Below are 13,028 nucleotides of genomic sequence, written 5' to 3'. Positions count from 1 at the left end.
GGCGGCGTGTGGCCCTGGGTGAGGCGGTTCATGAGCAAGCGGGCGCCCGAGACGTCGCGGCTTCCAACTCGGCCGTTGCCCCGCGCGTTGACGTCGCTGCCGCCCTGGCTGGGACTGCTCTTGCTCGGCGCGGGCGTGTTGGCCGTGTTCGGCCGGGCCACGACGTTCGGCTTTCTTTCCTGGGACGATGGTTTACACGTCACCCAGAATCCTGGGCTGCGGCCCGTGTCGTGGGCAACCTGGGCGGCGTATTGGCGTGCGCCGTATGCAGGCCTTTACATTCCGGCGACGTACACGGCCTATGCGGGGCTTGCCTGGCTGTGCCAAGGGCCTTGGTCGACCGTGCCCGGCGGCACGCAGCTCTCGCCCGCCGTGTTCCACGCTGCGAACCTGCTCGTTCACCTGCTGAATGTGGGCGTCGTGTTCCTGCTGGCCCGGCGGTTGCTCGCCCAAAATGCCGTGGCGGCGCTGTTTGCTGCGGGCATCTTTGCCTGGCACCCGCTCGCGGTGGAAAGCGTCGTTTGGGTCTCGGAACTCAAGGGACTGCTCTGTGGGTTCTTCGCCCTCGCTGCGCTGGCCGCGCTCGTGCGTTCGACCCCGAGTGAACCCGGTCTGGAGAGCGATCCAGGGCAGTCTTGGACGTCTGGCTGGCTGGTGGTGGCCTCGCTCTGTTTCTTGTTCGCGATGCTGGCCAAGCCGATTGCCGCTTCGTGGCCGATCAGCGCGGCGCTGTTGACGTGGAGCTTTGGCCGCCGGCTCGGCCGCCCGCAGCTCCTCGCCTTGGCCGGCTGGCTGGCGGTCGTCGTCGCGCTCACCTGGCTCACCAAGTCGCAGCAGGCCAATGCAGATATCGAGTATGTCGCGCCGCTCGTCGATCGGTTGCCGCTGGCGGCACATGCCTTGAGCCATTACGTGGTCAAGCTCTTCCTCCCCGTGGGCCTCGTGGCGGACTACGGTTACTCGCCCATCTGGGTGGCCGGGCAAAACTGGTTGCCGGCGTTCTGGTTGATCGGCGCGGCGTTTGTAGCGCTGTTCGGCTTAGGTCTGTGGCGTTTCGGCAAGCGCCCTGGCACGAATGGTTGGCGCATCGCCTGGGGCGCGAGCATGGCGATGTTGTTCACGCTGTTGCCCGTGTCCGGTCTCGTGCCGTTCGACTTTCAAGACATCTCCACGGTTGCCGATCGCTATGCATATCTCGCGCTGGTTGGTCCGGCGCTGGCCGCAGGCTGGTGCGTCGCGCGGTGGCCGCGTCCGGCGGTGCGCGGCAGCGCCGCCGCAATACTCGTGGTGCTCGCCGTGTTGAGTGCACAACAAGTGGGGCATTGGCGCGACGACCGAACGCTCTGGACGCACAACCTGGCGATCAGGCCGCAGAGCTATGTCGCGTTGCGCGGCCTGGGCGCCTGGCATGCGGCGCACGGCGAGATCGGAGCCGCGCTTAGCTACTACGATCAGAGCTTCGCGGGTAAACCCGATGCGAACGTCGCCAACAACGTCGCCTGGATCCGGGCCACGCATCCCGACGCGAGATGGCGCAACGGGCAGTTGGCGTTGCAACTCGCCAGGGCGATCACCGTCCCGCCGCGCGATCAGGATCCGGCCCTGCTCGACACGCTAGCTGCCGCACTGGCAGAATGTGGTCAGTACGCGGAAGCAGCCGCCGTCGCCGAGCGGGCTGCCGGGCTGGCGCGCAAACAAGGGCAGGAAGAGCTCGCGCGCACGCTCGACGGACGGGCCGCGGTATTCCGCCAGTCCAGGCCCTGGCGCGATGCGCCAACCTACAGCTTGCCCGGCACGTCCTGAGGCGTTGCCTCACGGCGAGCCACGGCCGGTCGCCCGAGCGTCTCGAGAATCGCTTCGGCGGTTACCTGGTGCCCCAACGGGTTGAAATGGCCATCATGGGCGAAGGCCAAGGGCACGCTGCCGCGCCGCTCGAAGAACGAGCGGAACGAATCGGTCAGATCGAGCACGGGCAAGTGCAGGGCATCGGCGACCTGCAAGGCCTGATCGTGTTCGCGCCGCTGCCGCTCGGCGAGTTGCGAAGGTTGCGTGGCGTCGACCTCGGCCAGGCCGGGAATGTAGATCAAACGCATTTGTACGCCGTGGCGACGACAGAGCTCCTGAATCATGCCATAGCCTTGGGCCAGAGCCTGCCATTGTTCGGCCGGCGGATCGGGCGGCACGACCAACTCGCCCGTCTCGCGCAGATTCTTGAGCGACTTGCGGGCGCTGGTCAGATAGAAGTGCAGGAAGTTGTAGGCCAACGAGTTGCGTTTCAGCCACGGCTTGAAGCGCCAGCCCGAGGTCGGCGGAACGGGACGGTTCTGAACCGCGAAGCCGGATTCGGCCGAGACGAAATAAGGCCGCGGCGGGTCCTGGTCCTGGGTGTCGAGGTTTTCGTAGAGATCGTTCGAGCTGTAGATCAACCACACCTCGCGCGGCAGGCGGTCGCGGGCCAAGAGCTGTTCGAGCAAGACGAATTCCTGGACGGTCGCAAAACCGGAGATGCCCAGGTTGCGATACACGTGGCGCGACGGCGTCGATGCCTGCGCTGCCGCCGCGTTGAGCAGGTCGACAAACGTGTGACCATCGTCGATGCCCCACCCCCAGACGAACGAATCGCCGACGCACCAGATTGGTTCCGCGTCGTCGCGGAGGTCCGTGTGGTTCGCGGCGCAGCTCCGGAAGCCGTCGCGACCGTGCGTGATGTGTGCGTCGAAGCTCGTCGTGGCAAATCGGCAGTCGGCGCCGGGGCGGCCGATCCAACCCGTTTGATCGCTGTACTGAAAGAACGAGGTCAGGGCCGTGGCCGTCATCGGCTGATAGCCCAGCACGCGCAGGGCCACCTCGAAGCCACCCAGGGTCAAGGCGACGGAGCCGCACAATAGGGTCAGCTTGGCAACCCATACAGGCGGCCGGCGACGGCCCTGGCTGCGAACTCTAGACAGGTCCTGCGTGCCATCCATGGCTCGATCCCCTCGCGGCGAATATGGCTCGATGCGCCGAGGCATGATGGCGACTATCGGCTCGACGGTCCATGCCGGTTCGATCGCGCTGCGGGACGTGCTAGCGGGCCGCTTGAGGGCCCGGGGCGGCTTGGGCTACACTCCCGCTTTCGCCAAGTTGCCGAAACATTCGTCGATCTCAACGCGCCGGGCCGGTTTCCCGAGGAAACCGGCCCGGCACAGCTGAAGGAGTCTTGCAAGGCCATGGAACGCACCCTGATCATTTTCAAGCCCGATTGCGTGCAGCGTCGCCTGGTGGGCCGCATTCTGGCCCGCTTCGAGGACAAGGGGCTCAACCCGATCGCCATGAAGATGATGCGCGTCAGCACGGACCTGGCGCGGCAGCATTATGCCGAGCATGTGAGCAAGCCGTTTTACCCGGCGCTGGAGAGCTTTATCACGGCCTCGCCGGTGGTGGTCGCCGTACTCGAAGGGCTCGAAGCGATTCGCGTGGTCCGCGACATGCTGGGTGCCACCAGCGGCCTGAAGGCCGCGGCCGGTACCATCCGCGGCGACTTCAGCAGCAGCCGACAGATGAACCTGGTGCACGCCTCCGACGGCCCCGAAGCGGCCGCGCGTGAGATTGCCCTGTATTTCAAGAGCGACGAAATCTGTGGCTACTCGCCCGCGATTACCAGTTGGCTGCGGGCCCCGGACGAAAGCTGATCGCCGGTTCAGCCGAATTGGGCGTGAGCACGCAGCTCGTCGGCCATGTCGCGCGTCGCGGCGGCAACCGCGTCCTGCCAGCGGGCCGCGCCAAAACGCGAGCGGTACGGCTCGCGGCTGGCCGCAAAGATCAGCCCTCGCGAGTTGTTGACGATCGCCCCCAGGCCGCGAGCGCCGAACGCGACGGCGACGTCGGCGGCCGTACCGCCCTGCGCACCATAGCCGGGAACCAACAGCCAGGTATGCGGCATTGCCGCGCGCAGTTCGGCGAGCTGCTCGGGATAAGTCGCCCCGGCAACCGCGCCGACAATTCCATAGCCGCATTGGGCCGGCTCGGCCGCCGCCAGCGATTCGATGTACGCGGCGACGTGGCGGTAGAGCGGCTGACCTTGCGCTTCCAGGTCTTGAAACTGGGCGCCGCCGGGATTCGAAGTCTTGGCCAGCACGAACAACCCGCAGCCTTGCGCCCGTGCGACCTCGACAAACGGCAACAAGCTGTCGTGGCCCAGGTAGGGACTGACCGTCAGCGCGTCGGCCGCCAGGTCGCTCGAGCTGCCGTCGCCGAGCAAACCTTGCGCATAGGCCTCGGCGGTTGTACCGATGTCGTTGCGCTTGGCGTCGAGGACCACCAGCAGGTTGCGCCCTCGGGCATGCGCGATGGTTTGGGCCAACGCTTGCAGGCCGACGCTGCCGAGCTGCTCGAAAAACGCCGACTGGGGTTTGACCACCGGCACCTGCCCGGCAACGGCGTCGATGACTTCGCGGCAGAATGCTGCGTATGCCTCGGCCTTCTCGGCGGGTGACGCTTGCGAAGGAGGCCGACGAAGCAGCCCCGCTGGGAGCTGCTCGGCTCGGGGATCGAGACCCACGCACACGGGGCTGGCCGTGCGGTGGATGGCTGCGGCGAGCCGGTCGCTGAAGTTTTCCATGGAGACCTCGTCTGTTTCGTCCGGCAAAGCTCGCTACTCGCCACGAGACCATGGCGCGACTGCTAGCGCGCGGCTTTGTATGGGATTACCTTCGAGTTTTTGGTCTATCAAAACCGAAGCTACAAACATGAGATTAGTGGTTTCCCTGACAATGGCGCGGAAGTGCGGCACAATTCGCCGATCTTGGCTGATCGCGTTGCTAGGCGCCTGTTTTATCGGGACACCACGGGTCGTCCAAGCCATCGAGCCGGCGGGGGAGCCATTGTCGATTCGCTGGTGCCGTTGGCGCGAAGGCACGATCTGGGACCGCAAGACGCTCTTGCATTGGCCCGGCGGCGACGGCACCGAGGGAGGACCGCCCGGCGCGGACGAGCCACTGGCATCGGACCGGCCGGACTTCGTGGAAGCGAGCACCACAGTTGGGCGCGGCTGCTGGCAGCTCGAGTCGGGCTACACCTATGTCCACGACGATGAGCCCGGGAGCAATCTCAATGCCCATAGCTGGCCGGAACTCTTGCTCCGCGTAGGCGTGCTGGCCGACTGGCTGGAGTTGCGCGTCGGGCAAAACTTTGGCAGCGACGCGGTCGTGGAAAGCGCGGCGCGGCAGACGCTCGACGGGGCCGACGATCTCTACGTAGGCGTCAAGCTGGGGCTGACGCCTCAGGACGGCTGGTTGCCCGAGTTTGCCCTGGTGCCGCAGATGTTGTTGCCGACCGGGGCCGACGATCGCTCGAACCACGAGGCGCTGCCGGGCGTCAATGCGCTATACGGCTGGGAGATCAACGACCTGCTGGGCGTCGGCGCGAGCACGCAGGCAAACCGCGTGATCGACTCGGACACGGGCAACGACTATGTCGAGTTCTCGCAGGCCGTCACGATCAACTATACCTTGGGCGAACGCTTGGGGGCCTATACCGAGTGGTTCGCGTTCATGCCGCATGCTGCCGACACGGCCTTGCCGGAACAGTATGCCGACGGCGGTTTCGTGTTCCGCGCGACCCACAACCTGCAGTTCGACCTGCGCGTGGGTCTGGGCCTCAATCACGCTGCCGACGATTTCTTTGCGGGCACCGGCTGCGTGATCCGATTTGGCGCGCGTTAGCCGGCCGCGACGGGGCGCAGGTCCTGGACATCGTGGGCAAAGCCCTGGATCGTGTTGCCCGAGAGTTCGATATCTTTGGCCTCTGCGCCGATGCGGATGCCCACGCGCGACATCGCGGCACGGGTTTCCGACAGCGTGTTCTCGACAAGCTGAATCGACTCGACTTGCCCCTGGACGTCGACGGCCACGGCGGTGTCGGCGCCGGTGTTGACGACGCGGTTGCGCTCGAAGCGATTGCGGTGCGGGGCAAAATCGTGGCCGCGCTCGGGACGGAACAAGATGCCCGTCTCGCGGCTGTCGGCAATCAGGTTGTCGACGACGAGATTGTCCGTGTCGCGATGGCCGATCGATACGCCGACGCGATTGCCGCGCAGCTCGTTGGCCCGGGCCACCCCGAACTTCACACCCCAGCAGAAGAACAGCCCGATGTCGTTGCGCTCCAGGCGATTGTTTTCCATGACGGGGCGCTGCGAGCCGCTGCCGGGATGCAGGCCCAGCCCCGCATGATCGTGGCTGTAACAGTCCTTGACGGTCACATCGTGGCAGACTTGCCAGCTCAGCCCGTCGCCGTGGTAGCTGCGCGCCTCGACGGCGTGGATCGTGGCGCGGCTGCAATCCTGCAAGAAGACGCAGCCGGCGTAGTTGCCATCGAGCAACAGGTTGTTCGCCTTGTTGCCGTCGAGCACGAGACTCTCGATGGCGAAGTCCGTGATTTCCTCGCCGCTGAACAAGGGATACAAAGTGGCGGCGGTCGTGTCGCCTTGCTGCCAGAAGTTCTGCCGCAAGGCGCGATCGAGCTTGAAGCGATTGCCGCTGCGAGCCACGAGCGTGCGCTTGACGACATCGACGCCGCCGTTGTGGGGATTGCGAGTTTTCAGGCACACGCCGTCACCCAACCGAAACCCGGCAGCATCGGCCAAGGTGATCTCCTGATCGTACCAGTCGGAGTCGGCCGACAGGCGCGTCTCGACCGATGGGGCCTTGGTGAGGATCGACTCGGCGCCGCTCCCCACCACGCGAACGCGCGACCGCAGGTAGACCGCGTTGCGCAGCTCGTAGGTGCCGGGCAGAATGCGCACGGTACCGCCGCCCAGGCCGGCGACATAGTCGACCGCCGCCTGGAGCGCGCGGTGATCGCTGCCGATGATGTCGGCCCCTTCTCGGCCGACGGTGACGGAAACTCGTTCGTCCCATTGCGGCTCGACCACGTCCCCCGAGGTGGCCCGCGGTCCGTTGACCGAAAGCGGATCGTCGGCACGCGATCGAGTCGATCTCCACGCCAGCGCTGCTGCGGCACCGGTGAGTAAGAACGAGCGCCGCCCCAGGGCGCCAGCATCAAGTCTTGCCATCGGTCAGATTCCTCGAGCGCCCAAGCGTCAGCCGGCGGTCGTGCGCAGCCGGGTGCGCAGAGGCGACCGCACGCAGGCAGGGTACGCTGCGCGCCGCGCGGAGTAAAGCTCCGGCGCGCAGCCTAGAGGTATTGCTCGATCCAGTGGCGGCTGTCGGCATCGAGCTGCCGGGTATCGACGATGTGATACCGGTTGCCGTGGGCGTCGACGATCAGCAGCCCTTGCTGTCCCTGGCGCCGCACGTCGTCGTCCTGCTTGACGGTGAAGCTCACTGGCCCATGATCGGTCTCGACTTCCCATTGGGCTGGGCAAGTGATCGTCGAAATGCGGGCGACGCGAGTGATCTTCGGCGAGAACTCGCGGCGCGCGAGCGCGGCCAGCAGACGCGTGCGCGTCTCCGGAACCAGGCGATCGGGCTCCGCGACACAGGCCAGCTCCTTGCCCGCGGCGCTGCGGATGACGATCCAGCGCTGCGGATCGGTCATGGGGAACGCCCGCAGCACTTCGACGTCGACTTCCTCGCGACCATCGGCGGCGGTCCACACGAGCCGGCCCCAGGGGTCGTCGTGCAAGCGGAAATCGGTGCCATGCGGCGTGGCGTTCATGTTGGTCCGAATCAAGGCAGGGCCTCGGCAGCCATTTCGAGTTGGGCCTTGTGCAGACGGGCGTAGACGCCGGGGGTCTGCAGCAGCTCCTGGTGTTGGCCGGTCTCGACGATCTGCCCGCGATCGAGAACGATCAACCGGTCGGCGCGGCGCAGCGTGCTCAAGCGGTGGGCGATGGCGATCGTCGTGCGGCCCTGAATGAGATTGTCGAGTGCTTCCTGGATCTCGCGCTCGGTTTCGGTATCGACCGACGAAGTGGCCTCGTCGAGGATCAGGATGCGCGGATCGATCAGCAGCGCGCGGGCAATCGAAATGCGTTGCCGCTCGCCGCCCGACAGCGCCTGGCCGCGCTCGCCGACGAGCGAATCGTAGCCGTCGGGCAAGCGGAGGATGAAGTCGTGAGCCCGGGCGGCGCGGGCCGCGGCGACGATCTCGTCGCGCGTGGCATCGGGCTTGCCATAGGCGATGTTCTCGGCCACGGTGCCATAGAACAGGAACGGGTCCTGAAGCACGATGCCGATGTGCCGGCGATAGTCGGCTAGCTCGAAGTTGCGGATGTCGACGCCGTCGACCAGGATCGACCCCTCGGCGACGTCATAGAAGCGGCACACCAGGTTCACCAGCGTGCTCTTGCCCGCGCCGCTGGGGCCGACGAGGCCGATCATCTCGCCGGGCGCGATGTGTAGATCGACGCCTTGCAAGATCGATCGCGCGCCGTAGCGGAATCCCACGTTGCGCAGCTCGATCTCGCCGCGCAGGCGGCCCGTAGGCACGGGGTTCGCCGGGTCGGGCACATTCGGCACGCGATCGAGGATCTCGAAGATGCGCTGCGTGCAGGCGCCGGCCCGTTGCGTGGCAGAAAACATCCGGCTCATCGATTCGAGCCTGGTGTAGAAGCGTCCGATGTAGGCGAGAAACGCCGTCAGCACGCCGACGGTGATCTGGTGATCGAAGACGCGTGCGGCGCCAAACGCCCACACGACGAGCAGTCCCAGCTGGTTGAGCATCACCACCAACGGCCAGAAAAACGTCCAGACGGTGTTGACGCGATCGTTGGCCTCGATCACGGCCAGGTTGGCCCGGCGAAAGCGCTCGATCTCGCGGCGCTCCTGGGCAAAGGCCTTCACCACGCGAATGCCGGGAATCGTGTCGGCCAGCACGCTGGTCATTTCGGCGAAGGCACGCCCGCCGCGCCGGAAGCCGCTCTGCAGGCGACCTCGCACGCGGTAGATCAGCCAGCCGATGAGCGGAAACGGGACGAGCGTGGCCACGGCCAGTACGGGATCGATCGCTAGCAGGATGGCTGACGTGCCGACAATCATCAGGCAGTCGGTGGCGAAGTCGACGAGATTGTCCGAGAGAAACGTGCAGATGCGATCGGTGTCGCTCGAGATTCGGGAGATCAAGTCGCCGGTGCGCTTGCGGCCGAAGAAATCGAGCGAGAGCTTTTGCAGGTGTTCGTAGGTGCGATTGCGGAGGTCCATGCCGATCCGTTCGCTGACCCGCGCCATGACGACGCCCTGGGCCCAGCTCAGCAGCCAGGCAGCCGTGGCGGCGCCGCCGAGACCGGCCAGGTAGAGCGCGACCAGCCGCATCCGCGGCGACTCGCGGCGTTGCAGTTCGGTCAGCGCTTGGGCGACCTGGTGCGCGTCGAGGTCCGAGCTGCGACGGAGTTGCTCGGCCTCGTTCTGATAGGGAATCAGCACCTCGTCGAGCAGCGGCATCGTGAGGTATGGCGGAATCAGACCGGCCGCCGTCGTCGCCAGGGTCAGCACGAAGCCCAGCAGCACCAGCTTGAACCGGCTCCGTGCGAAGCGGCCCAGCCGTAACAGGGCCAAACCGGCATGCGGCGTCTCTGCGGTCGCTTCGATCAATTCGGGTTCGTCGTCGACCTGCGGCTCGACGGGCAGCCCCTGGGTGTAGGCGTTGAAGCGATCGGCGAAGGCCCGGGCGTCGGCCGGAGGGACGAAGTGAACGATCTCCAGCCTTGCCGCCTGGCCAAAGATCGACAGCGAACCGAGCCCCCCCACTTCGTCCGCGCGCACCGATGCGACTTCGGCCAGAGGCCACGATTGCCAGCGGGCCGAAAGGCTGCCTGGATTGCCGCGTCCGACGAGCAAGCGTTCGCTGGTCAGCACGACCAGCCCGCGCCCGAATCGCAATTCTGCGTCGAGGTTCAGCTCGAACCAGGCGACGGCGCGCTCACCTGCCTGAAGGGCGGCAGCCAGAGCATGGGCCCAGCTAGGGGGCACAGCGGAAAGAGCTTGCGTTCGGTCGTTCAACGGCGTCGGCTTTGCGTGCGGAGCGAGAACAGGCGGACAACCAGGTGCAGAGTTTCCCTACGTCCCCGCCGGGACTCGGGTTTGGGAGATTGCGGGAACAATCGTCCTGTTTATCGGGCAAGTCGGTCAGGTTTCCGCAGTTTAGCTATTCGTGGCACTTGGATTAAGGCAACTTCAGCGGTCCATCCTTGCCGTTGCCTCCGAATGTGCCAGCTTTCCCGCTGTTGAGGCTGCGGTAGTTCATCCTCGCGCGACCTGGATGAAGCCGGGCCGGGTCGCGTGACGATCTGCATTGTCTATGAAATGTCTTTCATTGAGCGCACTTAATTTTTCCCGCAGGAATTGGTGGGCAGTGCAATATTTGACTTAGCTTCGAACCCGGTTGACGTGCAGTTCGTACGTGACGATGTGTTCGCACGGAGAACCGGGGTGGCACGAGGCTAACGCCCGCCGAAAACGCTGCTCGCTGAACGCTCACTCAATACCTCTAAGGTATTCAATCGCGCCGGCAATCATGCGAGTAGGCACAACTTCTCGAGGAGCAGTCAGGATATGGAGTTTCGTCGCGTTCGGGCTCTGCGTGGGCCGAATGTGTGGGCCAATTTTCCGGTGCTCGAGGCCCTCGTCGATTTGGGCCCTTGGAAAGATTCGCCCTCGGATGAGCTGCCCGGCTTCAACGAGCGGTTGATGCGCTGGTTGCCGTCGATGATCGAGCATCGCTGCAGCGTCGGCGAGCGTGGAGGCTTTTTCGAACGGCTTCGCCGCGGCACCTATCAGGCCCATATCCTTGAGCATGTCACGCTCGAGTTGCAGACCCTGGCCGGCACCGAAGTGGGGTTTGGGCGTGCTCGCGAAACCGACGAAGAGGGCGTCTACCGGGTCGCGATCGAGTATGAAGAAGAGGATTTGGCGCGCGCTGCGCTCGAAACCGGACGGCGGTTGTGCCTGGCGGCGATCGAAGATCGCCCCTTCGACGTGCAGGACGAGATCGCCAAGCTACGGATCGTGGCTCAGCGCGTGTGTCTTGGCCCCAGCACGCGCAGCATTGTCCGCGCGGCGCAGGCCCGCGGCGTGCCGTTTTTCCGGCTGAACGACGGCAGCCTGGTGCAACTCGGTTATGGTGCACGTCAGCGCAGGATCCTGGCGGCCGAAACCGATCGGACCGGTGCGATTGCCGAATCGATCGCTCAGGACAAGGAATTGACCAAATCGCTGCTGCGCGCCGGCGGCATTCCCGTGCCGGATGGGCGTCAGGTGACCAGCGCGGCCGACGCCTGGACCGCGGCCTGCGACATCGGCTTGCCGGTCGTAGTGAAACCGAAAGACGGCAGCCAAGGGCGCGGGGTGGCCACGAACCTCCGCACGCTTGAACAAGTGCAAAAGGCCTACCAGGCCGCCAGCGAGAACTGGTCGCGGATCGTCGTCGAGCGGCATGCACCGGGCGACGATTATCGCATGCTGGTCGTGGGCGATCGGCTGATCGCCGCCGCGCGGCGCGAACCCGCCAAAGTGATCGGCGACGGCGTGCACACCGTGGCCCAGTTGGTCGAGATCGTCAACTGCGACCCGCGCCGTGGCGACGACCATGCGACCTCGCTGAGCAAGATCTATCTCGACGAACTGGCCCGCGACGTGCTCGATGCGCAAGGCTTGCACGCCGACAGCGTGCCGGAAACCGGGCGGACCGTGTTGATCCGTCGGAATGCCAACCTGTCCACTGGCGGTACGGCCGTCGATGTGACCGATTGGGTGCATCCCGAGGTTGCCGCTCGAGCGATCGAGGCGGCCCGCATCGTTGGTTTGGACATTGCCGGCGTCGATATCGTGGCGACCGACGTGAGCCGCCCGCTGGAAGAGCAGGGGGGCGTGATCGTCGAGGTGAACGCCGCGCCGGGATTGCGGATGCATCTCGATCCTTCGCAAGGACAACCCCGGCCCGTCGGCGAGGCCATCGTGCGCCTACTGTTTGCGCCCGGCGACGAAGGACGTATTCCGCTCGTGGCCGTAACCGGCACCAACGGCAAGACGACCACTGCGCGATTGATCGCCCATTGCTTCCGGCAGGTCCATCCGACCGTCGGGTTGACGTGCACCGATGGGATCTTCCTCAACGACCGACGCATCGACACGGGCGATTGCGCCGGACCGCTCAGCGCGCGCAACGTGCTGACCAACCCGCTGGTCGATGCGGCCGTGTTCGAAACGGCGCGCGGAGGAATTCTGCGTGCGGGCCTCGGCTTCGATCGTTGCGATGTGGCCGTGGTGACGAATATCGGGGAAGGCGACCACCTGGGGATCGATGGGGTCGATTCGCTCGAAAAGCTTGCCAAGGTCAAGCGGACGATTGTCGACGTCGTAGCGCCTAAGGGTTATGCGGTCCTGAACGCGGCTGACCCGCATGTCGCGCCGATGAGCGAGAAGTGCCCCGGCGGAACGATCTTCTTCTGCCGCGACGAGCAGCAAGCGGCGCTGGCCGCGCATCGCGAACGAGGCGGCCGCGCGACGTTCGTGCGTGAAGGCGAGATCGTGCTGGCCCAGGGCGCGCAGATCTGGCCGCTATGCCGCGTGGCCGACGTACCCATCACGCGCGGCGGCGGCGTGGCCTTCATGGTCGACAACGCCCTGGCGGCCGCGGGCGCGGCCTGGGGTTCCGGTCTGTCGCTCGATCTGATTCGCCGGGGCCTGACGACCTTCGGCAACGATTTCTCCCAGCTGCCCGGCCGGTTCAACATGCTGCGCGTGGGCGACGCGACGATCATCGTCGATTACGGCCACAACTATTCTGCGCTCGAGGCGCTCGTGGAGACGATCGCGCATCTACCGAATCAGCGGCGGACCGTCGTCTACTCGGCTGCCGGCGATCGACGCGATGAAGACATGATCCGCCAGGGACGACTGCTGGGTGACGAATTCGACCGGGTGATCCTCTACGAGGACCACTACCTGCGCGGCCGCGCCAGCGGCGAGATCATCGCGCTGTTCCGCCAGGGATTGAGAGACGGTCGCCGCGTGGCCGAGACCTACGAGCTGCGCGGGTCGCTGCTGGCCGTCGAAAGCGCGTTGGAAATGGCCCAACCGGGCGAGTTGCTG

At 65.8% G+C, this 13,028-nt stretch carries 9 protein-coding genes; 4 read left to right on the top strand and 5 right to left on the bottom strand.

The window, feature by feature from the left end; all coding sequences use genetic code 11:
• Positions 1-30: 30 nt before the first annotated feature.
• Positions 31-1,803 (top strand): hypothetical protein, encoded by a 1,773-nt coding sequence (locus K1X74_11135; GenBank protein ID MBX7166873.1) that lies wholly within the window; start codon positions 31-33, stop codon positions 1,801-1,803.
• Here the strand turns inward: K1X74_11135 and K1X74_11130 are convergent.
• Complete coding sequence (locus tag K1X74_11130) at positions 1,779-2,966, bottom strand: SGNH/GDSL hydrolase family protein (GenBank protein ID MBX7166872.1); 1,188 nt, start codon at positions 2,964-2,966, stop codon at positions 1,779-1,781. The two genes, K1X74_11135 and K1X74_11130, sit on opposite strands and share 25 nt — an antisense overlap.
• A 243-nt stretch (positions 2,967-3,209) precedes the next feature.
• Here K1X74_11130 and ndk point away from each other — a divergent pair, with 243 nt between their 5' ends.
• Positions 3,210-3,671, top strand: coding sequence for a nucleoside-diphosphate kinase (ndk, locus tag K1X74_11125; protein ID MBX7166871.1), 462 nt, complete (start codon positions 3,210-3,212; stop codon positions 3,669-3,671).
• 8 nt (positions 3,672-3,679) lie between these two features.
• On the opposite strand, the gene pyrF is transcribed toward ndk, so the two are convergent.
• On the bottom strand, positions 3,680-4,600 hold the full coding sequence (pyrF, locus tag K1X74_11120) for an orotidine-5'-phosphate decarboxylase (protein MBX7166870.1): 921 nt from the start codon (positions 4,598-4,600) through the stop codon (positions 3,680-3,682).
• Positions 4,601-4,862: 262 nt separating this feature from the next.
• Between pyrF and K1X74_11115 the strand changes: the two genes are divergently transcribed.
• Positions 4,863-5,702 (top strand): transporter, encoded by an 840-nt coding sequence (locus K1X74_11115; GenBank protein MBX7166869.1) that lies wholly within the window; start codon positions 4,863-4,865, stop codon positions 5,700-5,702.
• On the opposite strand, the gene K1X74_11110 is transcribed toward K1X74_11115, so the two are convergent.
• The 3 genes from K1X74_11110 to K1X74_11100 form a co-directional block, all read right to left on the bottom strand.
• Positions 5,699-7,051 carry a right-handed parallel beta-helix repeat-containing protein gene (locus tag K1X74_11110; GenBank protein ID MBX7166868.1) on the bottom strand — a complete coding sequence of 451 codons (1,353 nt, stop codon included), beginning with the start codon at positions 7,049-7,051 and terminating at the stop codon, positions 5,699-5,701. The genes K1X74_11115 and K1X74_11110 overlap by 4 nt on opposite strands.
• Positions 7,052-7,173: 122 nt before the next feature.
• Positions 7,174-7,671, bottom strand: coding sequence for a DUF1854 domain-containing protein (locus tag K1X74_11105; protein MBX7166867.1), 498 nt, complete (start codon positions 7,669-7,671; stop codon positions 7,174-7,176).
• On the bottom strand, positions 7,668-9,938 hold the full coding sequence (locus K1X74_11100; GenBank protein MBX7166866.1) for an ABC transporter ATP-binding protein/permease: 2,271 nt from the start codon (positions 9,936-9,938) through the stop codon (positions 7,668-7,670). Before K1X74_11100 ends, K1X74_11105 begins: the two co-directional genes overlap by 4 nt.
• Before the next feature lie 552 nt (positions 9,939-10,490).
• On the opposite strand from K1X74_11100, the gene cphA reads away from it, so the two are divergent.
• The coding region (gene cphA, locus K1X74_11095) for a cyanophycin synthetase (GenBank protein ID MBX7166865.1) at positions 10,491-13,028 on the top strand (2,538 nt) is incomplete at its 3' end.

The organism is Pirellulales bacterium (assembly GCA_019694435.1).
GTDB lineage: Bacteria > Planctomycetota > Planctomycetia > Pirellulales > JAEUIK01 > JAIBBZ01.
The sequence above is the reverse complement of the archived record's forward strand: the minus strand, read 5'-3'. Positions and strand labels throughout refer to the sequence as shown.

Coding starts and splice junctions, on each gene's coding strand:
- pyrF (MBX7166870.1), bottom strand. CDS start 4,600: ATGGAAAACTTCAGCGACCGGCTCGCCGCAGCCATCCACCGCACGGCC.
- K1X74_11130 (MBX7166872.1), bottom strand. CDS start 2,966: ATGGATGGCACGCAGGACCTGTCTAGAGTTCGCAGCCAGGGCCGTCGC.
- K1X74_11135 (MBX7166873.1), top strand. CDS start 31: ATGAGCAAGCGGGCGCCCGAGACGTCGCGGCTTCCAACTCGGCCGTTG.
- ndk (MBX7166871.1), top strand. CDS start 3,210: ATGGAACGCACCCTGATCATTTTCAAGCCCGATTGCGTGCAGCGTCGC.
- K1X74_11110 (MBX7166868.1), bottom strand. CDS start 7,051: ATGGCAAGACTTGATGCTGGCGCCCTGGGGCGGCGCTCGTTCTTACTC.